Source organism: Agromyces sp. Y782, from assembly GCF_059445405.1.
The window spans coordinates 623519-648668 of record NZ_JCAIUG010000002.1; the positions used below are offsets into that span (position 1 = coordinate 623519).

General features: G+C 68.7%; 24 protein-coding genes. 23 read left to right on the forward strand and 1 reads right to left on the reverse strand.

Annotated elements, in window-relative coordinates; translation table 11 throughout:
* Positions 1-52: 52 nt before the first annotated feature.
* Complete coding sequence (locus AC1C2S_RS17105; protein WP_495353799.1) at positions 53-841, reverse strand: peptidylprolyl isomerase; 789 nt, start codon at positions 839-841, stop codon at positions 53-55.
* Between the two features lie 174 nt (positions 842-1015).
* On the opposite strand from AC1C2S_RS17105, the gene AC1C2S_RS17110 reads away from it, so the two are divergent.
* From AC1C2S_RS17110 to rpoZ, 23 genes are all read left to right on the forward strand, one after another.
* Positions 1016-2464, forward strand: coding sequence for a replication-associated recombination protein A (locus AC1C2S_RS17110; protein WP_495353800.1), 1449 nt, complete (start codon positions 1016-1018; stop codon positions 2462-2464).
* Positions 2465-2681: 217 nt separating this feature from the next.
* On the forward strand, positions 2682-3305 hold the full coding sequence (gene rpsD / locus AC1C2S_RS17115) for a 30S ribosomal protein S4 (RefSeq protein ID WP_495353801.1): 624 nt from the start codon (positions 2682-2684) through the stop codon (positions 3303-3305).
* Between the two features lie 147 nt (positions 3306-3452).
* On the forward strand, positions 3453-3656 hold the full coding sequence (locus AC1C2S_RS17120) for a hypothetical protein (protein WP_495353802.1): 204 nt from the start codon (positions 3453-3455) through the stop codon (positions 3654-3656).
* A 69-nt stretch (positions 3657-3725) separates the two neighbouring features.
* Positions 3726-6383 carry an alanine--tRNA ligase gene (gene alaS / locus AC1C2S_RS17125; protein WP_495353803.1) on the forward strand — a complete coding sequence of 886 codons (2658 nt, stop codon included), beginning with the start codon at positions 3726-3728 and terminating at the stop codon, positions 6381-6383.
* Between the two features lie 5 nt (positions 6384-6388).
* A complete protein-coding gene (gene ruvX, locus AC1C2S_RS17130; RefSeq protein ID WP_495353804.1) occupies positions 6389-6865 on the forward strand; it encodes a Holliday junction resolvase RuvX in 477 nt (158 codons plus the stop codon).
* Complete coding sequence (gene mltG, locus AC1C2S_RS17135) at positions 6862-8391, forward strand: endolytic transglycosylase MltG (protein WP_495353805.1); 1530 nt, start codon at positions 6862-6864, stop codon at positions 8389-8391. The genes ruvX and mltG overlap by 4 nt, the downstream gene beginning before the upstream one ends.
* Positions 8384-9214: a shikimate dehydrogenase gene (locus tag AC1C2S_RS17140; protein ID WP_495353806.1), complete on the forward strand. Its 831-nt coding sequence runs from the start codon at positions 8384-8386 to the stop codon at positions 9212-9214. The genes mltG and AC1C2S_RS17140 overlap by 8 nt, the downstream gene beginning before the upstream one ends.
* 66 nt (positions 9215-9280) lie before the next feature.
* Complete coding sequence (aroC, locus tag AC1C2S_RS17145; RefSeq protein ID WP_495353807.1) at positions 9281-10501, forward strand: chorismate synthase; 1221 nt, start codon at positions 9281-9283, stop codon at positions 10499-10501.
* Positions 10479-11012, forward strand: coding sequence for a shikimate kinase (locus tag AC1C2S_RS17150; protein WP_495353808.1), 534 nt, complete (start codon positions 10479-10481; stop codon positions 11010-11012). The genes aroC and AC1C2S_RS17150 overlap by 23 nt, the downstream gene beginning before the upstream one ends.
* Positions 11009-12094, forward strand: coding sequence for a 3-dehydroquinate synthase (gene aroB, locus AC1C2S_RS17155; protein ID WP_495353809.1), 1086 nt, complete (start codon positions 11009-11011; stop codon positions 12092-12094). Before AC1C2S_RS17150 ends, aroB begins: the two co-directional genes overlap by 4 nt.
* Before the next feature lie 40 nt (positions 12095-12134).
* Positions 12135-12572 carry a type II 3-dehydroquinate dehydratase gene (locus AC1C2S_RS17160; protein ID WP_495353810.1) on the forward strand — a complete coding sequence of 146 codons (438 nt, stop codon included), beginning with the start codon at positions 12135-12137 and terminating at the stop codon, positions 12570-12572.
* Between the two features lie 130 nt (positions 12573-12702).
* Positions 12703-13266, forward strand: a complete 564-nt coding sequence (efp, locus tag AC1C2S_RS17165) for an elongation factor P (RefSeq protein WP_495353811.1) — start codon at positions 12703-12705, stop codon at positions 13264-13266.
* Positions 13266-13679, forward strand: coding sequence for a transcription antitermination factor NusB (nusB, locus tag AC1C2S_RS17170; RefSeq protein WP_495353812.1), 414 nt, complete (start codon positions 13266-13268; stop codon positions 13677-13679). Before efp ends, nusB begins: the two co-directional genes overlap by 1 nt.
* Positions 13680-14460: 781 nt before the next feature.
* Positions 14461-14970 (forward strand): DoxX family membrane protein, encoded by a 510-nt coding sequence (locus tag AC1C2S_RS17175; protein WP_495353813.1) that lies wholly within the window; start codon positions 14461-14463, stop codon positions 14968-14970.
* Between the two features lie 179 nt (positions 14971-15149).
* On the forward strand, positions 15150-15695 hold the full coding sequence (gene pyrR / locus AC1C2S_RS17180) for a bifunctional pyr operon transcriptional regulator/uracil phosphoribosyltransferase PyrR (protein ID WP_495353814.1): 546 nt from the start codon (positions 15150-15152) through the stop codon (positions 15693-15695).
* The gene (locus AC1C2S_RS17185; protein ID WP_495353815.1) at positions 15695-16645 is read left to right on the forward strand and encodes an aspartate carbamoyltransferase catalytic subunit; all 951 of its coding nucleotides are present in this window, start codon (positions 15695-15697) and stop codon (positions 16643-16645) included. The genes pyrR and AC1C2S_RS17185 overlap by 1 nt, the downstream gene beginning before the upstream one ends.
* Positions 16645-17985 carry a dihydroorotase gene (locus AC1C2S_RS17190; protein WP_495353816.1) on the forward strand — a complete coding sequence of 447 codons (1341 nt, stop codon included), beginning with the start codon at positions 16645-16647 and terminating at the stop codon, positions 17983-17985. Before AC1C2S_RS17185 ends, AC1C2S_RS17190 begins: the two co-directional genes overlap by 1 nt.
* Before the next feature lie 4 nt (positions 17986-17989).
* Positions 17990-18568: a PH-like domain-containing protein gene (locus tag AC1C2S_RS17195; RefSeq protein WP_495353817.1), complete on the forward strand. Its 579-nt coding sequence runs from the start codon at positions 17990-17992 to the stop codon at positions 18566-18568.
* Positions 18561-19739, forward strand: a complete 1179-nt coding sequence (gene carA / locus AC1C2S_RS17200; RefSeq protein WP_495353818.1) for a glutamine-hydrolyzing carbamoyl-phosphate synthase small subunit — start codon at positions 18561-18563, stop codon at positions 19737-19739. The genes AC1C2S_RS17195 and carA overlap by 8 nt, the downstream gene beginning before the upstream one ends.
* The gene (gene carB, locus AC1C2S_RS17205) at positions 19739-23026 is read left to right on the forward strand and encodes a carbamoyl-phosphate synthase large subunit (RefSeq protein ID WP_495353819.1); all 3288 of its coding nucleotides are present in this window, start codon (positions 19739-19741) and stop codon (positions 23024-23026) included. The genes carA and carB overlap by 1 nt, the downstream gene beginning before the upstream one ends.
* Positions 23023-23901 carry an orotidine-5'-phosphate decarboxylase gene (pyrF, locus tag AC1C2S_RS17210; RefSeq protein WP_495353820.1) on the forward strand — a complete coding sequence of 293 codons (879 nt, stop codon included), beginning with the start codon at positions 23023-23025 and terminating at the stop codon, positions 23899-23901. The genes carB and pyrF overlap by 4 nt, the downstream gene beginning before the upstream one ends.
* On the forward strand, positions 23894-24823 hold the full coding sequence (gmk, locus tag AC1C2S_RS17215) for a guanylate kinase (RefSeq protein ID WP_495353821.1): 930 nt from the start codon (positions 23894-23896) through the stop codon (positions 24821-24823). Before pyrF ends, gmk begins: the two co-directional genes overlap by 8 nt.
* Positions 24824-24886: 63 nt before the next feature.
* Entirely contained in the window at positions 24887-25144 is a 258-nt protein-coding gene (rpoZ, locus tag AC1C2S_RS17220; RefSeq protein ID WP_022891987.1) for a DNA-directed RNA polymerase subunit omega, read from the forward strand.
* The last annotated feature ends 6 nt before the right edge of the window (positions 25145-25150 follow it).

Here is a 25150-nt window from a genome sequence, read left to right on the forward strand (position 1 = left end):
GCGGCGATGACGGCATCAAGCCTATTGCACCGCCGAATGGCGGGGCCGGCCGTCACTGGATGGTGAACGAGGTGATCGTGGTCGGCACCGCTGGGGTGCCGTCCGTTTGACCGGCCTCGCTGATGCCGGCGTCGATGATGCCGGCCCGGAGTTCGTCGAGGCCGCTCGTGACGTGACCGATGATCGTGTAACCGCCGGCCGCGTCGGCATCGAGTGTCGTGTCCTCGTAGACGATGAAGAACTGGCTTCCGTGGCTGTAGCCCGCGCCGGTTTGGCGAGCCATCGCGATCGTGCCGGCCGGGTAGAGCGCATCGGCCGGCGCGTTCTCGACCGGACCGTAGCTGTAGCCCGGGCCGCCGCTGCCGTCACCGGCCGGGTCACCGCACTGCAGCACCCAGAGGCCTTCCGTCGTGAGGCGGTGGCAGCTCGTGCCGGTGTAGAAGCCCGTCTGGATGAGGCTGATCTCGCTCGAGACGGCCTGTGGAGCGGCCGCACCATCGAGCTCGATGCCAAGGGGGATCTCGTTGAGGGTGAGCGTGCCGGTCCACGTGCGGCCTTCGGCGAGGTCGGCCGAGGGCACGTCGCCCTGGTTCTCGTCGGCCGACGGCGTGGCGGTCGGGGTCGGCGTCTCGGACGCGACGGGCTCGGGAGTGCCCGGACCGCCACTGAAGTAGAAGAGCTGGGCGCCCGTCGCGAGGGCCAGCACGACCACGAGTGCGAGCACCGCGATGACGTTGTCGCGCGTACGCCGGCGCTGCTTTCGCGTGTGGACTTCCTGGCGTGCCTGGTAGGTGCGAAGGCGCGCTCGCTCTTCGCGCGCCAGCCGGTCGTTCGATGCCACGCATGCTCCTTCTCGGGACTCCTGCGAGCCGACTCTACGCAAGCGCCGGTGCGCATACCAATCGCCGCTCCGTTCGAGGTAGCGATCCCGGCCGTCGCGGGGGACGTCGCGGGGTGCCTGCGGCGTGGTCCTGGTCCGGTTCCGGTGTCGGATGCCGCGACTACGCTGGATCGCATGGTGGATTCCGGCCCGGGGCTGCGCTCCGGCGCGACCCCCCTCGCGGTGCGCATGCGCCCCACGAGTCTCGACGAGGTCGCGGGGCAGAAGCATCTGCTGACCCCCGGCTCTCCGCTCGTGGCGCTCGCGGGCGACCGCACGGGGGAGTCGGGCTCGGTCTCCGTGATCCTCTGGGGGCCGCCCGGCACGGGCAAGACGACGCTCGCGCAGGCGATCGCGCGATCTTCCGGCCGCAAGTTCGTCGAACTCTCCGCGGTCAGTGCCGGGGTGCGCGACGTGCGCCAGGTGATGGAAGAGGCACGTGCCAGCCGTGACCTCTACGGGCTGTCGACGGTGCTCTTCCTCGACGAGATCCACCGCTTCACGAAGGCGCAACAAGACGCCCTGCTGCCGGGAGTCGAGAACGGCTGGGTCATCCTCGTCGCCGCGACGACCGAGAACCCGTCGTTCTCGGTGATCTCCCCGCTCCTGTCGCGGTCGCTCCTGCTGACACTCGAACTCCTCACCGACGACGACCTCGGGGTGCTCGTCGACCGCGCGGTCGCCGATCCGCGCGGGCTGGGCGGTCGAGTGATGCTCGACGCCGAGGCGCGCGCAGCCATCATCCGGCTCGCATCGGGCGATGCGCGGCGGGCCCTCACGGCGCTCGAGGCGGCAGCGGTCGCAGCGACGCAGTCGGTTCCGGCCGCAGAGACCGCGACCGCCGAACCCGCCGATGGTGAAGGCGATGCCGATGACGAGGGCGAAGCCGCGGGCGCCGACGCCGACGAGAGCGACGGTGAAGCGCGTGCCGCGGCATCCGTCACGCCCGTGATCACCACCGATATCGTGGCGCGCGCCGTCGATCGCGCATTGCTGCGGTACGACCGCAACGGCGACGAGCACTACGACGTCATCAGCGCGTTCATCAAGTCGGTGAGAGGCAGCGACGTCGACGCCTCGCTGCACTATCTCGCCCGCATGATCGAGGCCGGCGAAGATCCACGGTTCATCGCCCGACGCATCATCGTGCTCGCCTCGGAAGACATCGGGCTCGCCGACCCGAGCGCGCTCGGCGTCGCGGTGGCCGCTGCAGACGCCGTGCAGCTCATCGGCATGCCCGAGGGGCGCATCCCCCTCGCACAGGCCGTGGTACATCTCGCGACCGCGCCGAAGTCGAACGCCGCCTACCTCGGCATCAACCAGGCGATCGCCGATGTGCGCGAGGGCAAGGCGGGCCGGGTGCCGAAGCACCTGCGCGACGCGCACTACCCGGGTGCCAAACGGCTCGGGCACGGCAAGGGCTACCGCTACCCGCACAACGACGAGATCGGTGTGGTCGAGCAGCAGTATCTGCCCGACTCGCTGCGCGGCGCCGTCTACTACGAGCCGACCGAGCACGGCAACGAGCGCGCGGTGTCGGCGCGACTCGCGAAGCTGCGTCGCATCGTGCGGGGCGAGGGCTGATGTCGATCGCACGCTCGCGGTCTGTTGGGTCGCGACCGGGCCCCGTGGTATCATTTCCGTTGGCCTGAAGCCTGATTCTCGAGCGCGGCTGCGAGAGGATCACCGGCGAATGGGTGCGATCTGTAGCCGATGCACCCTTGGCGAATCCCTCTGACACAGATTTTCGGCGCATGATCGCGCCGTGAAATTCACTTGAGATTCTTCCGAAAGGACATTCGTGTCGAACCAGTCACGTAGCAAGACCCGCCTCTCCCGTGCGCTCGGCGTCGCCCTCACCCCGAAGGCCGCCCGCTACATGGAGAAGCGTCCGTACGCCCCGGGCGAGCACGGCCGCACCAAGCGCAAGCAGGACAGCGACTACGCGGTGCGTCTGCGCGAGAAGCAGCGCCTGCGCGCCCAGTACGGCATTCGCGAGAAGCAGCTGCGCATCGCCTTCAACGAGGCCCGTCGCACCGACGGCCTGACCGGTGAGAACCTGGTCGAGCTGCTCGAGATGCGTCTCGACGCCATCGTGCTGCGCGCCGGCTTCGCCCGCACCATCTCGCAGGCCCGCCAGTTCGTCGTGCACCGTCACATCCTCGTCGACGGTCAGCTCGTCGACCGCCCCTCGTTCCGCGTGAAGCCGGGCCAGCTCGTGCACGTGAAGGCACGCAGCGAGGGCACCGAGCCCTTCCAGGTCGCCGCCGCCGGCGGTCACGTCGACGTGCTGCCCAAGCTCCCGGGCTACCTCGAGGTCGAGCTCGACAAGCTCCAGGTGAAGCTGCTCCGTCGTCCGAAGCGCGTCGAGGTCCCCGTGACCTGTGACGTGCAGCTGGTCGTGGAGTACTACGCCGCTCGCTGACGCAGAGCAGTTCCGACAGGGGTCGCGGGGTTTCCCGCGGCCCCTGTCGCGTACTCGGCGAGGGCTCGTGCCCGGCCACTAGACTGGTCCGAGGCGTGCCGAGCGCACCGCGTCGGCGATAAATCGATCAGGGAGCAGGAACACCTCGTGAAGAGCATTCTGTGGTTCACCGTCGGCGTCGCGGCCGGATTCGCCGTCGCGCACCAGGTCAACCAGACCAAGCAGGGGCGGGACTTCTTCTCCACAGTGGATGCGAAGGCCCGCGCCTTCGGTCACGCGATCGCCGAGGGCTATCACGCACGTGACGCGGAGATCCGCGCCGAGCAGGGCGAAACGCCCGCGTCGCTCTGAGCCGACGCGACCTCAGCCGCACGCGAATCTGATGGCCCGGCTGCCCCGGGCAAGACTGAGAACGGAAACATGCAGACTGCCGACATCCGCCAGCGCTGGCTGGACTTCTTCGCCGAGCGCGGACACACCGTCGTGCCCTCGGCGTCGCTCGTGTCCGATGACCCGACGTTGCTCTTCACGGTCGCCGGCATGGTGCCCTTCGTGCCGTACCTCACAGGGCTCGTACCCGCGCCGTACCCGCGGGCGACGAGCGTGCAGAAGTGCATCCGCACGAACGACATCGAAGAGGTCGGCAAGACGCCGCGTCACGGCACCTTCTTCCAGATGAGCGGCAACTTCTCTTTCGGCGACTACTTCAAAGAGGGCGCGATCCGCATGGCGTGGGAGCTGCTCACGACCGGAGAGGATGCCGGCGGCTACGGCTTCGACCCGAACGACCTGTGGGTGACCGTCTACGAAGACGACGATGAGGCGATCCAGCTCTGGAAGTCGATCGCGGGTCTTCCCGAAGAGCGCATCCAGCGCCTCGGCAAAGACACGAACTATTGGCATACGGGCCAGCCCGGCCCGGCCGGCCCGTGCTCGGAGATCTTCTTCGACCGCGGCCCCGAGTACGGCATCGACGGCGGCCCGGCGACCGATGACGACCGGTACGTCGAGATCTGGAACCTCGTGTTCATGCAGTACCTCATCGATGACGTGACGTCGAAGACCGACTTCCGCATCGTGAAAGAGCTGCCGAAGAAGAACATCGACACTGGCATGGGCCTCGAGCGCGTCGCGTTCATCAAGCAGGGCGTCGACAACATGTACGAGATCGACCAGGTGCGTCCCGTGCTCGATCGGGCGGCCGAGATCTCGGGTCGCCGTTACGGCGCGAACCACGACGACGACGTGCGCATGCGCGTCATCGCCGATCACGTGCGCTCGGCACTCATGCTCATGAGCGACGGTGTGAGCCCGTCGAACGAGGGACGCGGTTACATCCTGCGTCGTCTCCTGCGCCGCAGCATCCGAGCCATGCGACTCCTCGGCGTCGAGGGCCCGACGTTCCGCGAACTCTTCGCCGCGTCCCGTGACGCGATGAAGTCCGCCTACCCCGAGGTCGCGACCGACTACGCGCACATCGAACAGCTCGCGATCGGTGAGGAGGAGACCTTTCTCCGCACCCTTACGGCGGGAACGTCGATCCTCGACCTCGCCGTCGCGAAGACGAAGGGTTCGGGGCGGGCCGAACTCGCGGGAGACACCGCGTTCCTCCTGCACGACACCTACGGTTTCCCGATCGAGCTCACCCTCGAGATGGCCGATGAAGCCGGCCTCGCCGTCGATCGCGCCGCGTTCGACACCCTCATGACCGAGCAGCGCTCCCGCGCGAAGGCCGATGCGAAGTCGAAGAAGAAGGTGCTCGCCGACCTCTCTGTCTACGCCGACTTCCGTGCCAAGGGCGAGACCATCTTCACCGGCTACACCGAGCTCGCCACGGGCTCGACGGTTCTCGGCCTGTTGGTCGACGGCCGGCCCGTTCCCTTCGCGACCGCCGGGCAGACCGCAGAGGTGATCCTCGCCGAGACCTCGCTCTACGCCGAGTCGGGCGGACAGGCGCCCGATCAGGGCCGCATCGTCGGCGACGGCTTCGAGCTCGAGGTGCTCGATGTGCAGAAGCCCATCAAGGGCCTCATCAGCCACACCGTCAAGGTGACCTCCGGCGAAGTCGGCGTCGGCGTGCCGGCGACCACGCTCGTCGACGAGCAGTACCGTCGCGGCGCCACTCAGGCGCATTCGGGCACGCACCTCGTGCACGCGGCGCTCCGGCAGGTGCTCGGCCCGAACGCCCACCAGTCAGGCTCGTTCAACAAAGCCGGCTACCTCCGGCTCGACTACGGCTGGAATTCAGCCCTGTCTGCAGAGACCCGCAGCGAGATCGAGGAGATCTCGAATGCCGCGATCCGCGACAATCTCCAGGTCGTCACCCGTGAGATGCCCCTCGATGAGGCGAAGTCCCTCGGTGCGATGGCGTTGTTCGGGGAGAAGTACGGCGATGTCGTGCGCGTCGTCGACATCGGCGGCCCGTGGTCGCGTGAGCTCTGCGCCGGCACGCACGTGGCGACGAGCTCCGAAGTCGGCATCATCAACATCGTCAGCGAGTCATCCGTCGGCGCCTCGAATCGCCGCGTTGAGTCGCTCGTCGGCCTCGACGCGTTCAGGCGGTTCGCATCGGAGCGCGCGCTCGTCTCCGAACTCACCTCGACGTTGAAGACCCGGCCGGAGCAGCTCGTCGACCGTGTCGGCGAGCTCGTGTCGAGCCTCAAAGCAGCCGAGAAGCGCATCCAGACGTTCGAGGCTCGGGCACTGAACGACCGTGTGCCGGCTCTGGCAGCCAAGGCCGTGCGCACCGGAGAGGTGCTGCTCGTCGCCGAAAACGTCGGAGCGCTCGGCTCCGGTGACGAGTTGCGCGCGCTTGCGCTCGCCGTGCGGGCGCAGCTCGGCGACGCGGCATCCGTCGTTGCGCTGACCGCCGAGGTCGGCGGCAAGCCAGTGGCAATCGTGGCGACTTCGCCGGCCGCTCGCGATGCCGGTGCGAACGCCGGTGCGCTCGCGAAAACCATGGCCGGAGTGCTCGGGGGCGGTGGCGGCGGCAAGCCCGACCTCGCTCAGGGTGGCGGCAGCGATCTCGCGGCGATCCCCGCGGCGCTCGATGCGGCGCGCTCGGCGCTTCGCGGGTAGCGCTCGTGCGACTCGGGGTGAGACTCGGCGTCGACGTCGGCAGAGCGCGCATCGGTGTGGCACGCTGCGACGCCGGGGCGTTGCTCGCGACCCCCATCGAAACGGTTCCCCGCGCAGCCGACGGTGACGCCGACGTGAGTCGAATCCTCGACATCGCGCGCGAACTCGACGTGATCGAGGTCGTCGTCGGCAACCCCCTGTCGCTCTCGGGTGCCGCGACCCCGTCGACCGACGACGCGGTGGCCTTCGCCGAGCGGCTCGCCAGCGGCGGAGCCGCCGTGCGGCTGGTCGACGAACGCCTTTCGACCGTGAGCGCACAGCAGGCCCTTCGTGCGGCGGGAAAGTCGACGCGCAAGCAGCGTCCCATCGTCGACCAAGTTGCAGCCGTTATCATTTTGCAACACGCCATCGATGCTGAACGCACCTCTGGCCGCCCGCCCGGCCGCACGATCGACACTGACGAAGGGCCATCCCCCCTGTGACCCAGCTCCCCCCAGAGCACAACGACGACGCAGCCGCCCGCGCCGCAACCGACTGGCACGCGATGCTCGCGGGCAAGCCGCCGACGTCGCCACCGGGTCGCAGGGATGCCGCGCCCGCACCAGGCGTCGCTTCCGCCGGGCCGCCCCAGGGCGGCGCAAACGACCGCCCGATGACCCGGCGCGAGGCCCGCGAGGCGGAGCAACGGCGCGCAGCCGAAGCGGAAGCCGCGACGGCGGAACGCCCGGTACCGATGCCGGACTGGGCTGCAGCACCACCGGAACGCCCGGTACCGACGCACGACTGGGCTGCGGCAGTGCCCGAGACGCCGGCGCCCGAGACGCCGGCGCCCGAGACGCCGGCGCCCGAGATGCCGGCGCCCGAGGAACCAGGGCCGGCGCGACCGTCGCGGGCGGAGCGCCGCGCCGTGACATCCGACCCCTACGAACCCGAGAAGCCCAAGAAACGCGGTGCATGGGGATGCCTCGTCGCCCTGATCGTTGTCATCGCGCTCGGCGCCGGTGCATTCTTCTTCCTGCAGGGGCCGATCAACGCGCTCATCGAGCGCTTCTCCCCGGCCGCCGACTACTCCGGCACGGGAACCGGCGAGCTCGTGTTCATGATCCACGACGGCGACACCGGATCGAGCATCGCCGAGAACCTCGTCGATGAGGGCGTCACCGCCTCGTACGACGCGTTCTACGATCTGCTGCTTGAGCAGACCCCCGAGCCGGAGTTCCACCCCGGCGCCTATCAGCTCGCCGAGCGGATGAGTGCGCAGGCAGCACTCGACGCCCTGGTCGATCCTGCGAACAAACTCGAGAACACCTTCGTGATTCCAGAGGGCACGGCTCTGCCCGACGCGCTCGTCGCGATCTCCGAAGGCTCCGGCGTGCCCATCGAAGAGCTGCAGGCGGCGGCGGCCGAGCCGCCCGCGAGCTACGGGCTGCCGGCCGAAGCGACGACGCTCGAGGGCTTCCTCTTCCCGGCGACGTACACCCTCGAGCCGGGGCTCGACGCGCACACCGTGCTGCAGACGCTCGTGAATCGTCAGTTCGAAGCACTCGACACGGCCGGGGTGCCAGCCGATCAGCGCTGGCGCACCATCGTGCTCGCCTCGATCGTGCAGCGCGAAGCGGGATCGAACGTCGCCGACTTCCCGAAGGTCGCGCGTGTATTCCAGAACCGACTCGACCAGGGGATCAATCTCGAATCCGACGCGACCGTGGCATACGGTACCGGCAACACGCACACGGTCTGGACCACCGACGCGGAACGGGCCGACGCCTCGAACCTGTACAACACGTATGCGAACCCCGGTCTACCGGTCGGCCCGATCGGCAACCCGGGCGACGTCGCCATCAACGCCGCGATCCACCCGGCGGACGGCAGTTGGCTGTTCTTCGTGCCGGTGAACCTCGAATCTGGTGAGACGGTCTTCTCGACAACCGTCGACGAGCACGAGGCCGCCGTGGCACGCCTGCAGGAATGGTGCGCGCAAGACGAGAACGCCTCGTACTGTGAATGAGCCCCGCCGGCTTGCCGTGCTGGGCTCGCCGATCTCGCACTCCAAGAGCCCGGCGTTGCACCGAGCCGCCTATGAACTGCTCGGTCTTCCCTGGCAGTACAGCGCGATCGAGATGCATGGGGCCGGTCTGCGTGACTTCATCGCGAGCCGCGAGGGCGAGTGGCGCGGTCTCTCGCTGACCATGCCGCTGAAGCAGGAGGTGCTGCCGCTGCTCGACACCGTCGATGAGGTCGCGGCGCTCACGGGAGCAGCGAACACTGTGCTCTTCGATGAGGGAGTCAGGCGAGGGTTCAACACCGACGTGGGCGGCATCGTGCGCACCCTGCGCGACGTGGGCGTGAACGAGATCACCGACGGACTGCTACTCGGTGGCGGCGCCACCGCAGCATCGGCGCTCGTCGCCATGGCGCAGCTCGGGGCGCGCCGCGTGCAGGTGCTCGTGCGGCGGCCGGGTGCGGCGGCGGCACTCGTGAAGCTCGGGTCGCAGCTCGGCGTCGAGGTCATCGAAGGCGCGATCTCCGATCTCGCGGCGGTCGAAGCAGGCGAGGTGGTGGTGAGCACGATTCCCGGCGCCTCCGACCTCGGTGTCGCGGCATCCGCTGCGCTCATCTCGAACGCCGCCCTGCTCGACGTCGCTTACGATCCGTGGCCGACGCCGCTGGCTTCAAGCTGGCTCGCCGGCGGTGGCACGGTCGTGCACGGCCTGGGGATGCTCCTGCACCAGGCGCTGCTCCAGGTGCGCATCTTCGTGCATGGCGACCCGAGCATCGCCCTCGACGATGAAGAGCGCGTGCTCGCCGTCATGCGCGACGCCGTCAGCTGATCGAGTACGTCCCCGCGCGTACGTCATGCGCAAGTCTCGTGCGTGAGCCTGTGGAAGGATGGGAGCATGCTCCGTTGGCTCACTGCCGGAGAGTCGCACGGCCCTGAGCTCGTCGCGATCCTCGAGGGTCTTCCCGCCGGTATCCCCGTTTCGCTCGACGATATTCGCGCCGACCTCGCGCGCCGCAAACTCGGTTACGGGCGGGGCGCTCGCATGAAGTTCGAGCAAGACGAACTCGCGATCTCGGGTGGCGTGCGGCACGGCCTGAGCCTCGGCAGTCCGATCGCGCTGCGCATCGGCAACACGGAGTGGCCGAAGTGGCAAGAGGTCATGAGCCCAGAGCCGATCGACCCTGCCAAGCTCGGGCGCGGTCGCGGAGCGCCGCTGACTCGCCCGAGGCCGGGGCACGCCGACCTCGTCGGCATGCAGAAGTACGGCTTCGACGAGGCCAGGCCGGTGCTCGAGCGGGCGAGCGCCCGTGAGACCGCCGCCCGTGTCGCGCTCGGTGCCGTCGCCCGCTCGTTCCTCGGAGAACTCGGCATCCGACTCGTCGCGCATACCCTCGCGATCGGGCCGGTGCGAGTGCCCGAGGGGCGGCCGCTGCCCACGCCAGACGACGTCGACCGGCTCGACGGCGATCCGTTGCGCTGTTTCGACCCTGAGACCTCGGCCGCCATGGTCGCCGAGGTCGATCTCGCCCACAAAGAGGGCGACACCCTCGGCGGCGTGGTCGAGGTGCTCGCCTATGGTGTGCCGCCCGGCCTCGGTTCCCACGTGCACTGGGACCGCCGGCTCGATTCTCAGCTCGCCGCTGCGCTCATGGGCATCCAGGCCATCAAGGGCGTGGAGGTCGGAGACGGCTTCCTCACGACGACACGACGCGGCTCTGCGGCCCACGACGAGCTGCACGTCGCAGACGGGCGCATCTCGCGTTCGAGTGATCGCGCGGGCGGGACCGAGGGCGGCATGTCCACCGGCACCGTGTTGCGCGTGCGAGCCGGCATGAAGCCGATCGCGACCATCCCGCACGCACTGCCGACCGTCGACGTCGCAACCGGGGAGGCCGCCGCAGCGCACCACCAGCGCTCCGACGTCGTCGCCGTTCCGGCTGCCGGCGTCGTCGCCGAGGCCATGGTGGCCCTCACGCTCGCGAACGCGGTGCTCGAGAAGTTCGGCGGCGACTCGGTCGCCGAGACGCGCCGCAACCTCGAGTCCTACCTCGCGGCGATTCCCGAAACCCTCCGTACGGCGGTCGCGTCGGCGGATGCCGCGGCAGACGGTGTCTGAGACGAGCCGCCTCGCCCTGCCGATCGTGCTCGTCGGCCCGATGGGCGCGGGCAAGTCCCGGGTCGGACAGCGGCTCGCGGCATCCGTCGGTGCACCGTTCATCGATACCGATCTGCGCATCGTCGAGCGCTACGGACCGATCGAGGAGATCTTCGAACGCGAGGGTGAGGAGTACTTCCGCATCGTCGAGCGCGAGGTCGTCGCCGAGGCGCTCCGTGAGGAGGCGGTCATCTCGGTCGGCGGCGGCGCCGTGCTGCACGCCGACACTCGCGACGACCTGACCGGCCTGCCCGTAGTCTGGCTCCAGGTTTCGGCAGCGGCAGTCGCCCCCAGACTCGCCGGCGGCAATCGTCCCCTTCTCGCCGACGGCGGGCTCGAACGCTGGACGGCGATTCTCGAGGCGCGCCGCCCCATTTACGCAGCACTGGCCGATCTCGGCATCGACACCTCGCGCCGCTCGGTCGCACGGATCGTCGAGGACATCACCGAGCACTTCGGAGGAACACGATGACGGTAGACGAGGCACGAACGAGCATCCGCGTCGGCGGCGAATCGGGTTACGACGTGGTCGTGGGCCGGGGCGTGATCGCCGAGCTCGGCGAGGCGCTCGGCACGGCACCGACGAAAGTGCTCATCGTGCACCCCGCGACGCTCGGGGCCCGCGCCGCCGAGCTGCGCGAAGCGCTCTCCGACCGGTACCAGGTGCTGCTCGCCGAGGTGCCCGACGCCGAAACCGGCAAGCGCGTCGAGGTCGCCGCGTTCTGCTGGCAGGTGCTCGGGCAGGCCGACTTCACTCGAACCGACGCGATCGTCGGCTTCGGCGGGGGAGCGGTCACCGATCTCGCGGGGTTCGTCGCGGCGACGTGGCTTCGCGGAGTGCGCGTCGTGCAGGTGCCGACCACAGTGCTCGGCATGGTCGATGCGGCCGTCGGCGGCAAGACCGGCATCAACACCAACGAGGGCAAGAACCTCGTCGGGGCCTTCCACGCTCCCGCCGCGGTGATCTGCGACCTCGACGTGCTCGACACGCTGCCGAAGAACGAGATCCTCGCCGGCTTCGCCGAGATCGTGAAGGCGGGCTTCCTCCGCTACCCCGAGATCCTCGACATCATCGAGGCCGACCCCGAGGTCGCGACCGACCCGGCGACCCCCGAGTTCCGGCGCGTCATCGAGCTCGCGATCCAGATGAAGGCCGACGTCGTCTCCGAGGACTTCACCGAGCAGGGGCTGCGCGAGATCCTGAATTACGGGCACACCCTCGGCCACGCGGTCGAGCACGCCGAGCGGTACCAATGGCGGCACGGCGCAGCCGTCGCGGTCGGCATGTCGTTCGCGGCCGAGCTCGGCCGCCTCTCCGGCCGCCTTTCCGACGAGGTCGCCGACCGGCACAAGCGGGTGCTCGACCTGTTGAGCCTGCCGACCTCCTATCCCGCCGGGCGGTGGAACACGTTGCTCGCCACCATGCAGCGCGACAAGAAGGCGCGCGCCGGCCAGTTGCGGTTCATCGTGCTCGACGACCTCGCGAAACCGACCGTGATGCTCGCGCCCGACCAGTCGCTCCTCTTCGCCGCCTACCAGGAGATCGCCTCCTGAACGAACAGGGCGACGGATACCTCGACGCTAGGCTTTTCGCATGACGACGATCCTCGTGCTCAACGGCCCGAACCTCGGCCGGCTCGGCACCCGCGAACCCGAGGTCTACGGCAGCGAGAGCCTCGTCGACATCCGTGCCTCGCTCGCCGGCTTCGTACCAGACGACGTCGAGATCGACTTGCGCCAGAGCGACGACGAGGCCGAACTCATCGGCTGGATCCACGAGGCCGTTGATCGGCGGCTTCCCGTCGTGTTGAACCCGGCCGCGTTCACGCACTACAGTTACGCACTCCGCGACGCCGCCGCGCAGCTGAAGCAGGCCGGTATCCCGCTCGTCGAGGTGCACCTGTCGAACCCGCACACGCGCGAGACGTTCCGCCACACGAGCGTCATCTCGGGCGTGGCGACGGGCGTCATCGCCGGTTTCGGCGGCGATTCGTATCGCCTCGCGGTCGACTGGGTACTGCGTCACGCCTGACGCGCACTCACCTGCTGGGCGACATCCGCTCGCATTGGCGCAGCTGGAACCGAGCGACTAAACTCGACCGACTGTACTTCTGCGGCCGCCTCAGGCCGAGCCTCTTCGCTACCGAATGGAACACACACGCATGGCAAGCACCGCTGACATCAAGAACGGCGTCGTCCTCTCCATCGACGGCCAGCTCTGGAACGTCATCGAGTTCCAGCACGTCAAGCCCGGCAAGGGCGGTGCGTTCGTGCGTACGAAGCTCAAGAACGTCGTCACCGGCAAGACCGTCGATCGCACCTACAACGCGGGCGCGAAGATCGAGATCGAGAACGTCGACCGCCGCGATTTCACGTACCTGTACGCCGATGGCGACGGATTCGTGTTCATGGACACGAGCGACTACGACCAGATCACCGTGCCCGGCACGGTCGTCGGCGACGCCGCGAACTTCATGCTCGAGAACCAGGCGGTCACGATCGCGCTGAACAACGGCAACCCGCTGTACGTCGACCTGCCCGCATCGGTCGTGCTCGAGATCACGTACACCGAGCCGGGCCTGCAGGGCGACCGCTCGACGGGCGGCACGAAGCCTGCCACCGTGGAGACCGGCTACGAGATCCAGGTGCCGCTCTTCCTCGAGACCGGCACGAAGGTCAAGGTCGACACCCGCACGGGCGACTACCTCGGCCGCGTGAACGACTAGTGAGCGCTCGAACCAAAGCACGCAAACGCGCGCTCGACATGTTGTACTCCGCCGATATGCGCCAAGTGCCGGTCGAGGAGATGCTGGTCGTCGAGGCGGAGAAAGCCGTCGGGGAACCTGAACGAGCAGCTTCGTGGCTGTACGCCCGCGAGATCGTCGACGGCATCGTCGACCACCGCGCCGAGATCGACGAGCTCATCGAGACGAACTCGCACGGCTGGACGATCGAGCGCATGCCCGCCGTCGACCGGGCGATCCTGCGCATCGGCGTGTGGGAGATCACCCACAACGACGCCGTGCCCGACGCCGTGGCGATCTCCGAAGCCGTCGAGGCGGCCACCGTGCTCTCGACCGATGACTCGGCCGGTTTCGTCAACGGGCTGCTCGCGGCCATCTCGCACTCGAAGGCCTGACCCCGCGGCACCCTGCGGGGTGCGCGGTCAGGTCGAGCGGCTCGACTCGACGAGTTCGAGCGTGTGAGCGACGACCTCGGTCGGACCATCGTGGCTGCGAAGACTCGAACCGATGCGTTCGGCGTTCGTGCGGAAGGCGGCGTCCGTCGAGACCCGGCGCCACGCCGCGAGAATGGCCCGCGGACGTGGGCGGCCGGTGCGGAGAATGCCGGCCGGATCAGGTCGTCGGGGTCGACGTTCAGAGTGCCCTGAGTGACGTGCACGATCGGCTCCTTGCCATCGCCCACGTCAGGCCACCAGGCTGCTCGTTCGGGTACGGGCGGCGGGGTTGCGCCGGACATGGGGCGGCCCGCGGGCCAGGCGAGTGCGCCGACGAAGACCACCCGACTCTGCCACTCGCGCCGTGGATACTCGAGTTCGGCGACCCCGCTCGCGCAGACGAGGTCGGGGGAGTAGCGGGCGGGCGACAAGCCGAGCGCCGGCGGTGGCAGCTCGGGCGTCGGCATCGCGAGTGGCACGATGCTCACCGTCACCCACGGCGTTCCCGTGTGCGTCGCGACGAGATGAGCGCCGAGGCTCAGGCCCATCCCACCATGTGGGGCGCGTGCGCGATGTCCCGCAGACAGGGGGTCCGCGGCTCGTTGCCCTGAGGCCGGATTCCGTGCGGCCACCGAGCGAAGATCAGCGGCAATCCCGACGACGGGTCGGCGCGATGACGGTGTGATGAGCGAGCCGCCGATTTCCGGCCGGCATCACCCTCGTTGCTCTCGGAAGGGGCACCATGTCCAGCACCATCATCGGCACGGGTCGCGATTCGACGGCGGCCGGCCACGATTCGATCCTCGATCGCGCGAACGCGGCGCAGGCGGTCGTCCAACGCTTCCTCGCACGGGCCGGGGCGCCTGCGCTGCGGATCTCGCTCGGCCTCGTCTTCCTCGTCTTCGGTGCGCTGAAGTTTCTGCCGGGCATGAGCCCGGTCGAAGACCTCGTGATCCGCACGTGGAACGTGCTCTCATTCGGCGTCGTCGACGGCTACGCCGCTCTTGCACTGACGGCGACGCTCGAGGTCTTCGTCGGGATCACGCTCGTGACCGGTGTGCTGCACCGAATCGGGCTCCTGGCATTGGCGGTGACCTTCGTCGGGGTGTTCTCGCCCGTGGCGTTCTTCGCCGGCGAACTCTTCACCGCGACCGGTCCGACGTTGACCGCGCAGTACATCCTGAAGGATGTCGTGCTCGTCGCCGCCGCGATGGTCGTCGCGTCGAGAGCATTCACCCGCCGAATCGGGTGACCGGAGGACCTTGCGATCGGTGTCCACCGACGACCCCTGCCGATTGCGGCGGGGGTCGTCCGAGCGGCAGGCACCCCGAGACCGACGGGAACGACGAGACCACACGCGCCTGAGACAGGATAGGCTTGTCGAAGTTGACAACCTTTAAGGCCGTCCTGTGAGGCGGAGAAGGGAGTCGTTTGATGGCACGTGCTGTGCTGAGTCAAGCTGACATCTCGCGGGCGCTGACCCGCATTTCGCACGAGATCCTCGAGTCCAATCGCGGAAGCTCCGATCTCGTCATCCTCGGCATCCCGACCAGGGGCGTGATCCTCGCCCGTCGCATCGCCGAGACGATCGCCCGCATCGAGCCCGACGCGCCTCCGGCCCTCGCCGGTGCACTCGACGTCACGATGTACCGTGACGACCTCACGCGCACGCGCACCCGCACACCGCAGCCGACCGAACTGCCCCCTGGCGGCATCGATGGCAAGACGGTCGTGCTCGTCGACGACGTGCTGTACTCGGGGCGCACGATCCGAGCCGCGTTCGACGCGCTGAGCGACCTCGGCCGTGCCCGCGCCGTGCGGCTCGCGGTGCTCGTCGACCGCGGCCACCGCGAGTTCCCGATCCGTGCCGACTTCGTCGGCAAGAACCTCCCGAGCTCGACTCGCGAGCGCATCAACGTGCGTCTCAGCGAGATCGACGGCGAAGACGGCGTGACGATCGACGAGGGCGAGGAGTGATGCGACACCTGCTGAGCACCCGCGAGCTGTCGCGCGAGCAGGCGATCGAGCTGCTCGACATCGCCGAAGACATGGCCGCAGTGCAGCACCGTGAGGTCAAGAAGCTGCCGACGCTTCGCGGCAAGACGGTCGTGAACCTCTTCTTCGAAGACTCCACACGCACTCGCATCTCGTTCGAAGCGGCCGCCAAGCGCCTCTCGGCCGACGTCATCAACTTCAGTGCGAAAGGCTCGAGCGTCTCGAAGGGCGAGAGCCTGAAGGACACGGCGCAGACCCTGCAGGCGATGGGCGCCGACGGTGTCGTGATCCGCCACCACGCCTCGGGTGCGCCGTACACGCTCGCGACGAGCGGCTGGATCGACGCCGGAGTCGTGAACGCCGGCGACGGCACCCACGAGCATCCGACGCAGGCACTGCTCGACGCATTCACGATTCGTCGGCGCCTGCATGGCAAGGGTTCGCGCGGACGGGCACTCGACGGAGTCCACGTCGTCATCGTGGGCGACATCCTGCATTCGCGAGTCGCGCGATCGAACGTGTGGCTCCTCGCAACCCTCGGCGCCGAGGTCGAGCTCGTCGCCCCGCCGACACTCGTGCCGGTCGATACGACGGCGTGGCCTGCGCGTGTCGGGTACGACCTCGACGCGGCGTTGCGCGGAACGCCCGACGTCGTCATGATGCTGCGCATCCAGGCGGAGCGCATGCATGCGGCGTTCTTCCCGAACAGTCGCGAGTACGCGCGCACCTGGGGTCTCGACGACGCCAGGTTCGACGCACTGCCCCCCAGTACGATGGTCATGCATCCCGGCCCGATGAATCGCGGGCTGGAGATCGCCGCTCGTGCAGCCGACTCCCCGCAGTCGACGGTGCGCGAGCAGGTTGCGAACGGAGTTTCAGTGAGAATGGCCGCCCTGTACCTGTTGCTGTCCGGCGATCGGGGGGAAGCCTGATGAACGAGCGTTTCCTGATCACGGGCGCCAGCCTTCCCGACGGCGAACGCGCTGACATCCTCCTCGACGGTGGCATCATCGCCGAGGCCGGTCGGGTTGCGGATGCCGCTGGCGCAACGGTGATCGACGCCGACGGGCTCATCGCCCTGCCGGGTCTCGTCGACCTGCACACGCACCTGCGCGAGCCGGGCTACGAGCAGAGCGAGACCGTGCTCACGGGTACCCAGGCGGCCGCCGCCGGCGGCTACACCGCGGTGTTCGCGATGGCGAACACATTCCCCGTGGCCGACACCGCCGGTGTCGTCGAGCAGGAGGCCAGTCTCGGCCGCGCCGCCGGGTACGCCACCGTGCAACCGATCGGAGCCGTGACGGTGGGGCTCAAGGGCGAACAGCTCGCCGAGCTCGGGGCGATGGCCCGCTCGCGCGCGAACGTGCGGGTCTTCTCCGACGACGGCTTCTGCGTCTCCGACCCGCTGCTCATGCGCCGCGCGCTCGAGTACGTCAAGGCGTTCGACGGCGTCATCGCCCAACATGCTCAGGAACCGCGCCTGACCGAAGGCGCGCAGATGAACGAGGGTGCACTGTCGGGCGAACTCGGCCTCACCGGCTGGCCGGCCGTCGCCGAGGAGTCGATCATCGCCCGCGATGTGCTCCTCGCCGAGCACGTCGGGTCGCGGCTGCACGTCTGCCACGTCTCGACCGCCGGTTCCGTCGAGGTGATCCGCTGGGCGAAGGCCCGCGGCATCGACGTGACGGCCGAGGTGACTCCCCACCACCTCCTGCTCACCGAGGATCTCATCGCCGGCTACGACCCCCGCTTCAAGGTCAACCCGCCGTTGCGCCGCGCTGAAGACGTCGAGGCGCTGCGCGCGGCACTGGCCGACGGCACGATCGACATCGTCGCGACCGACCATGCTCCGCATCCGGTCGAGGCGAAAGAGAGCGAGTGGCAGGCGGCAGCCAACGGCATGGTGGGGCTCGAGTCGGCGCTCGCGGTCGTGCACGCCGCCGTCGTCGAGACGGAGCTCATGGGCTGGTCGGACGTCGCGCGCGTCATGTCGGCCGCCCCTGCCCGAATCGGCCGACTCCGCGGTCACGGCGAGTCGATCGCAGTCGGCGCCGCACCTGAGCTGACGCTGTACGACCCCGCCGCGGCATCCGAGTTCGACCTCGACCGCCTCGCCGGCCGCAGCGCGAACTCGCCGTACCTCGGGCGGAGCCTGCCCGGCCGCGTCGTCGCGACCTTCCACGGCGGCTACCCGACCTTCCTCGACGGCGAGGTGCGCCCGCACGACGAGGTCGCCCGGCTCGCGGCAGCATCGGGGGGCGACCATGGATAAATGGATGGGAATCGTGGTCGCGGTCGTCATCGTCGGTGTCGCCGGCTGGCTGATGTACCGCTCCTGGAAGCGCCGCACCGTGCGCGACGAGACCCTCGGGTCCTATCCCGAGCCGTCGACGCGCGGAACGCCCCTGCTCGAGACCGAGGTGCTCTACGTCGCGACGACTCCGCTCGGTGAGCCGCTCGAGCGCCTCGCCGTGCATGGTCTCGCGTTCCGCGGCTCGGCGCGCATCGAAGTGCTCCCCGAGGGCATCATCCTCCGCATCGCGGGGGAGTCGACGACCTTCGTCCCGGCCGACAAGCTGGTCGGTGCCGAGCTCGCGAGCTATGCGATCGATCGCGGCGTCGAGCCCGATGGTCTCATCGCCCTCACCTGGATCGCCCAGGAACGAGGCGCGGCCGAGCAGACTGAGACTCGCGTCGACAGTTACGTGCGCGCCCGGTATCCGGGCGACCCGGCCAGGATCATCCAGGTCGTCAACAACATCGCTGCGGCGCCGGCCGCGCCGCAGCCAGAGGACATCGCTGCAGCGCCGGCCGCGCCGCAGCCAGAGCAAGAGAGTGAGGCCTCGAATGACTGAGACCCCAGCAAGCACGAGCGACACCGCCGTGCTCGTCCTCGAAGACGGACGCCGCTACGACGGGCGCGCCTACGGCGCACGCGGCCGTACGCTCGGCGAAGCGGTCTTCGCCACCGGCATGACCGGCTACCAAGAGACGCTCACCGACCCGTCGTACGCAGGTCAGATCGTCATGATGACCGCGCCGCACATCGGCAACACGGGCATGAACGACGAAGATATGGAATCCGCCCGCATCTGGGTGGCGGGGTTCATCGTGCGCGATCCATCACGGGTGGTGTCGAACTTCCGCTCGCAGCGGAGTCTCGACGACGATCTCACGGCCGCGGGCGTCGTCGGCATCAGCGGCATCGACACTCGAGCGCTCACCCGGCACCTCCGCTCCGCCGGTGCCATGCGCGCCGGAGTCTTCTCGGGCGACGACGCGCTGCTGACACCGGGGGAGCAGCTCGACCTCGTGCAGGGCGGCGCCGCCATGACCGGCGCGAACCTGTCGGGCGCCGTCTCGACCACCGAGTCCTACACGCTGCCCGCCGAGAGCGAGCGGGTCGGTTCGGTCGCGGTGCTCGACCTCGGTGTGAAGACGTCGACCCTGAAGTACCTCGCCGAGCGGGGCTTCGAGGTGCACGTCGTGCCGCAGTCGATCACCGCCGAAGAGGTGCTCGCACTCGCCCCCGATGCACTGTTCTTCTCCAACGGGCCCGGCGACCCCGCGGCATCCGACCGCCATGTCGAATTGCTGCGAACCACGCTGCGCGAAGGGCTGCCCTACTTCGGCATCTGCTTCGGCAACCAGCTGCTCGGGCGGGCACTCGGCTTCGGCACCTACAAGCTGCCGTTCGGCCACCGCGGCATCAACCAGCCGGTGCTCGACAAGGCGACCGGCCGTGTCGAGATCACGGCGCACAACCACGGGTTCGCGGTCGACGCACCCATCGACCGGGTGAGCGAGTCGAGCGAGGGCTTCGGGCGTGTCGAAGTGAGCCACTACGACCTCAACGACAATGTCGTCGAGGGCCTGAACTGCCTCGACATCCCCGCATTCAGCGTGCAGTACCACCCCGAATCCGCGGCAGGCCCGCACGACGCGAACTACCTCTTCGATCGATTCCGCGACATGGTCATCGCGAACACCTCGACGAGCTCAGCGACCGAAGGAAGCAACGAGTAATGCCCAAGCGCGACGACATCAACAGCGTCCTCGTCATCGGATCGGGTCCGATCGTCATCGGCCAGGCCGCCGAGTTCGACTATTCGGGCACCCAGGCGTGCCGCGTGCTCCGAGCGGAGGGCGTGCGGGTCATCCTCGTCAACCCCAACCCGGCGACGATCATGACCGACCCCGACTTCGCCGACGCGACCTACATCGAGCCGATCACGCCCGAGATCATCGAGTCGATCATCATCAAGGAGAAGCCCGACGCGGTACTGCCGACGCTCGGCGGGCAGACGGCGCTGAACGCGGCGATCGCGTTGCACGACGCCGGCATCCTCGAGAAGCACGGCGTCGAACTCATCGGCGCCAAGGTCGACGCCATCCGCAAGGGTGAAGACCGCCAGCTCTTCAAAGACCTCGTGATCGAGATCGGCGCCGAGGTCGCGCGCTCGCACGTCGCGAAGACGCTCGAGCAGGCGAAGGAGTTCGCCCTCGATCTCGGCTACCCGCTCGTCGTGCGCCCGTCGTTCACGATGGGCGGTCTCGGATCCGGCTTCGCCCACACCGAGGAAGACCTCGTGCGCATCGTCACGCAGGGCCTCCACGACTCACCCACGAGCGAGGTGCTCCTCGAGGAGTCGATCCTCGGCTGGAAGGAGTACGAGCTCGAACTCATGCGCGACACGGCCGACAACACCGTCGTCGTCTGCTCGATCGAGAACGTCGACCCCGTCGGCGTGCACACGGGCGACTCGATCACGGTCGCGCCGGCGCTCACGCTGACCGATCGCGAGTACCAGAAGCTCCGCGACATCGCCATCGACATCATCCGCGCCGTCGGCGTCGACACCGGCGGCTGCAACATCCAGTTCGCGATCGATCCCGCCGACGGACGCATCATCGTCATCGAGATGAACCCGCGCGTGTCGCGTTCGAGTGCGCTGGCATCGAAGGCGACCGGGTTCCCGATCGCCAAGATCGCCGCGAAGCTCGCGATCGGCTACCGGCTCGACGAGATCCCCAACGACATCACGCGGGTCACGCCGGCGAGCTTCGAGCCGACGCTCGACTACGTCGTCGTGAAGGTGCCCCGGTTCGCGTTCGAGAAGTTCCCGGCCGCCGACCCGACGCTCACGACGACCATGAAGTCCGTCGGCGAGGCCATGGCGATCGGCCGCAACTACGCGACCGCGCTGCAGAAGGCGCTCCGTTCGCTCGAGAAGCGCGGTTCCTCGTTCCACTGGGGAGACGAGACCCGAACGGCCGACGAGCTCGTCGAGGCATCCGCCACCCCGACCGACGGTCGCATCGTGCTCGTGCAGCAGGCGCTTCGCAAGGGCGCAACACTCGAGCAGCTCTTCGAGGCGACGAAGATCGACCCGTGGTTCCTCGATCAGATCGTGCTCATCAACGAGGTCGCCGAGACGATCGCGGCGGCCGAGAACCTCGACACCGAACTCCTGCTGCTCGCGAAGAACCACGGGTTCTCCGACGCGCAGATCGGACAGCTCCGCGGCTTCGGCGAGGCGGACGCGCGCGAGGTGCGGCACATCCTCGGCATCCGGCCGGTGTACAAGACCGTCGACACCTGCGCGGGGGAGTTCCCGGCCCTCACGCCGTACCACTACTCGAGCTACGACCAGGAGACCGAGGTCGAGCCGAGCGACCGCAAGAAGGTCGTGATCCTCGGTTCCGGCCCGAACCGCATCGGCCAGGGCGTCGAGTTCGACTACTCGTGCGTGCACGCCTCGTTCGCCCTCTCGGCAGCCGGCTTCGAGACGATCATGATCAACTGCAACCCAGAGACGGTCTCGACCGACTACGACACGAGCGACCGGCTCTACTTCGAGCCGCTCACCCTCGAAGACGTGCTCGAGGTCATCCATGCCGAGTCGCAGTCCGGTGAACTCGTCGGGGTCGTCGTGCAACTGGGCGGCCAGACGGCGCTCGGTCTCGCGAAGGGCCTCGAGGCTGCGGGCATCCCGATCCTCGGCACGACTCCCGACGCGATCGACCTCGCCGAAGAGCGCGGCCTCTTCTCCGGCATCCTCGACGCGGCCGGGCTGCTCGCGCCGAAGAACGGCACGGCCCTCGACGTCGCCGGCGCGGTCCAGGTCGCAGAGGGCATCGGCTACCCAGTGCTCGTGCGCCCGAGCTACGTGCTCGGCGGCCGCGGCATGGAGATCGTCTACGACTCGCCCTCGCTCGCCGACTACTTCGATCGCATCGAAGGTCAGGGCATCGTCGGCCCGAGTCATCCGCTGCTCGTCGACCGGTTCCTCGACGACGCGATCGAGATCGACGTCGACGCCCTCTACGACGGCACCGACCTCTACATCGGCGGCGTCATGGAGCACATCGAGGAGGCCGGCATCCACTCCGGCGACTCGAGCTGCACCCTGCCGCCCGTGACGCTCGGGCGTGCAGAGGTCGACCGCGTGCGCGTGGCGACGCGCGCGATCGCCGAGGGCATCGGTGTTCGCGGCCTGCTCAACGTGCAGTTCGCGATCGGGGCCGGCGTGCTCTATGTGCTCGAGGCGAACCCTCGTGCGAGCCGCACTGTGCCGTTCGTCTCCAAGGCGCTCGGCATTCCACTCGCGAAGGCGGCTGCGCGCATCATGGTCGGTGCGACCGTCGCCGAGCTCATCGAAGAGGGGATGCTGCCTGCATCCGACGGCTCGCGCGTGCCGCTCGACGCACCGGTCGCCGTGAAGGAGGCCGTGCTGCCCTTCCACCGCTTCCGCACCCGCGAGGGCATCATGGTCGACTCCGTGCTCGGGCCCGAGATGCGTTCGACCGGCGAGGTCATGGGCATCGACAAGGACTTCCCGACCGCGTTCGCGAAGAGCCAGCTCGCGGCCTACGGCGGCATGCCCACCTCGGGCACGGTGTTCGTCTCGGTCTCCGATCGCGACAAGCGCGCGATCATCCTGCCGGTGCTCCGCCTGCAGCAACTCGGCTACGACATCGCAGCGACCGAGGGCACCGCCGAGGTGCTGCGGCGCAACGGCATCCGGGCGCAGGAGGTGCTGAAGTTCAGCGAGAAGACGAGCGAAGACGCGGCATCCGTGGTCGAGCTCATCCACCGCGGCGACGTTGACGTGGTGGTGAACACCCCGAGCGGGCGTTCGTCGCGCGCCGACGGCTACGAAATCCGTGCGGCGGCCGTCGCCGCCGACATCCCGTTGTTCACGACGATCGCCGAACTCTCCGCTGCGGTCGCTTCGCTCGACGTGCAGCGCGAGGGCTTCGAAGTCACGAGCCTGCAGGAATACCAGCTCCGACGGGAGGCGAACGCATGATCGGCCAGACGCCCTTCGGAGAACGACTCGAAGCCGTTTTCGCCGCCTATGGCAAGCTCTGCGTCGGCATCGACCCGCACGCCTCGCTCCTCGACGCGTGGGGCCTGCCCGACTCGGCCGAGGGAGTGCGGGAGTTCGGCTTGCGCGTGGTCGAGGCGACCGCCGGTCGCGTGGGCATCGTGAAGCCGCAGGTGGCGTTCTTCGAACGACACGGTGCGGCGGGTTACGCGGCGCTCGAGCGAGTGCTGGCCGAAGCGCGCGACGCCGGGCTGCTCATCATCGCCGACGTGAAGCGCGGCGATCTCGACACGAGCGTCGAGGCGTACGGCCAGGCGTGGCTGCGACCCGGATCGAGCCTCGAGGCCGATGCGATGACCGTCAGCGCCTACCAGGGCCTCGGTTCGCTCGAGGGCGTCCTGACCGCAGCCGAGTCGGCGGGCAAGGGCGTCTTCGTGCTCGCCGCGACCTCCAACCCCGAGGCGGCGGCCATCCAGCGGGCGGTACTTCAGCAGTCGAGCCGCGAGGGCTTCACGGTCGCGCAGGCCATCACTTCCGGCGTCATCGGCTGGAACCAGGGGCGAGCGGATGCCGCGAGCCGGGCGCTCGGCTCGGTAGGCGTGGTGCTCGGAGCGACCGTCGACCCCCGCACGTACGGCATCGATCTCGATGCCGACCCGCCGCGCCCCGGCCTGCCGGTGCTGGCGCCGGGCTTCGGGTATCAGGGGGCGGAGCTCTCCGACCTGCGGGCGATCTACGGATCGCTCGCAGGCGGCGTGATCGTCAGCGAGTCACGGTCGATTCTCAGCGCCGGGCCCGACGGCCTCGCAGAGGCGATCACCCGTCGCGTCGACGAAGTGGGGGCCGCGAGTGTCTGAGCACGAAACCGCCGCCGCGACGCGGCAGGCTCCGCCCGAGGTCGACCGGGTCGCGGCATCCCGCGCGGCCGTTGCCGCGCGTCGGGCGCGGGCCACGGTCAAGTCCGCGATCGCGGCGGGCTCGCGGAGCCCGCTCGACGTGTTGCGCGAGGCATTCGAGTCACCCGATGGGGTCGAGGGGCGACTGCGGGTGACCGAGTTCCTGACCTCCATCCCCGCGATCGGTCAGACGAAGTCGGCACGCATCATGGAGGAGCTCGAGATCTCCCCGTCGAAGCGTCTCGGCGGGCTCGGCCGGCTGCAGCGTCGGCGACTGCGGGAGTTCCTCGCCGATTGGGTCGCCGCGCACGGCGGCACCGGCGACCGGCTCGTCGTGCTCGCTGGTCCCACGGCGGTGGGCAAGGGCACCGTGGCCGACTACATCCGTCGTCATCACCCAGACGTGCGACTCTCGGTGTCGGCGACGACCCGAAAACCCCGGCCCGGCGAAGTCGAGGGCGAGAGCTATTTCTTCGTCGACGACGCCGAATTCGATCGTCTCGTCGAGAACGGCGAGCTGCTCGAGTGGGCGACGGTCCACAACGCCTCCCGCTACGGCACACCGCGCAAGGCGGTCGAAGAGGCCATCGCCGCCGGCAACAGCGTGTTGCTCGAGATCGACATCCAGGGAGCCCGCTCGATTCGACGGGCCGCGCCCGAGGCGACCCTCGTCTTCCTGCTGTCGCCGAGCTGGGACGAACTGGTGCGCCGGCTCGTCGGTCGGGGCACTGAGAGTCCGGCCGAACAGCAGCGTAGACTCGAGACGGCAAGGGTCGAGCTGGCCGCGGTCGACGAGTTCGATCATCAGGTCGTCAACCACGACGTCGCCGAAGCCGCGCAAGAGGTCGTAGACTTGATGAGATCTCGCAAGGGTCGGCGTTGAGCTGCCCTCGCCACGACTTTTCGCGCACTGCGGGTGCGCACCCCACGATCAAGGAGTCAATCCATGGCTGAGAAGCTGTCCGGCATCATCGATCCGCCCATCGACGACCTGCTCTCCAAGGTCGACTCGAAGTACCAGTTGGTCATCTTCGCGTCGAAGCGTGCGCGTCAGATCAACGACTACTACGCCGACCTGCACGAGGGAAGCCTCTTCGACAACGTGGGCCCGCTCGTCGATTCCTCGATCGATGACAAGCCGCTCTCGGTCGCACTGCACGAGATCAACGAGGACAAGCTCCGGCTCCGCCCGATCGCCGAGTGATCCGGG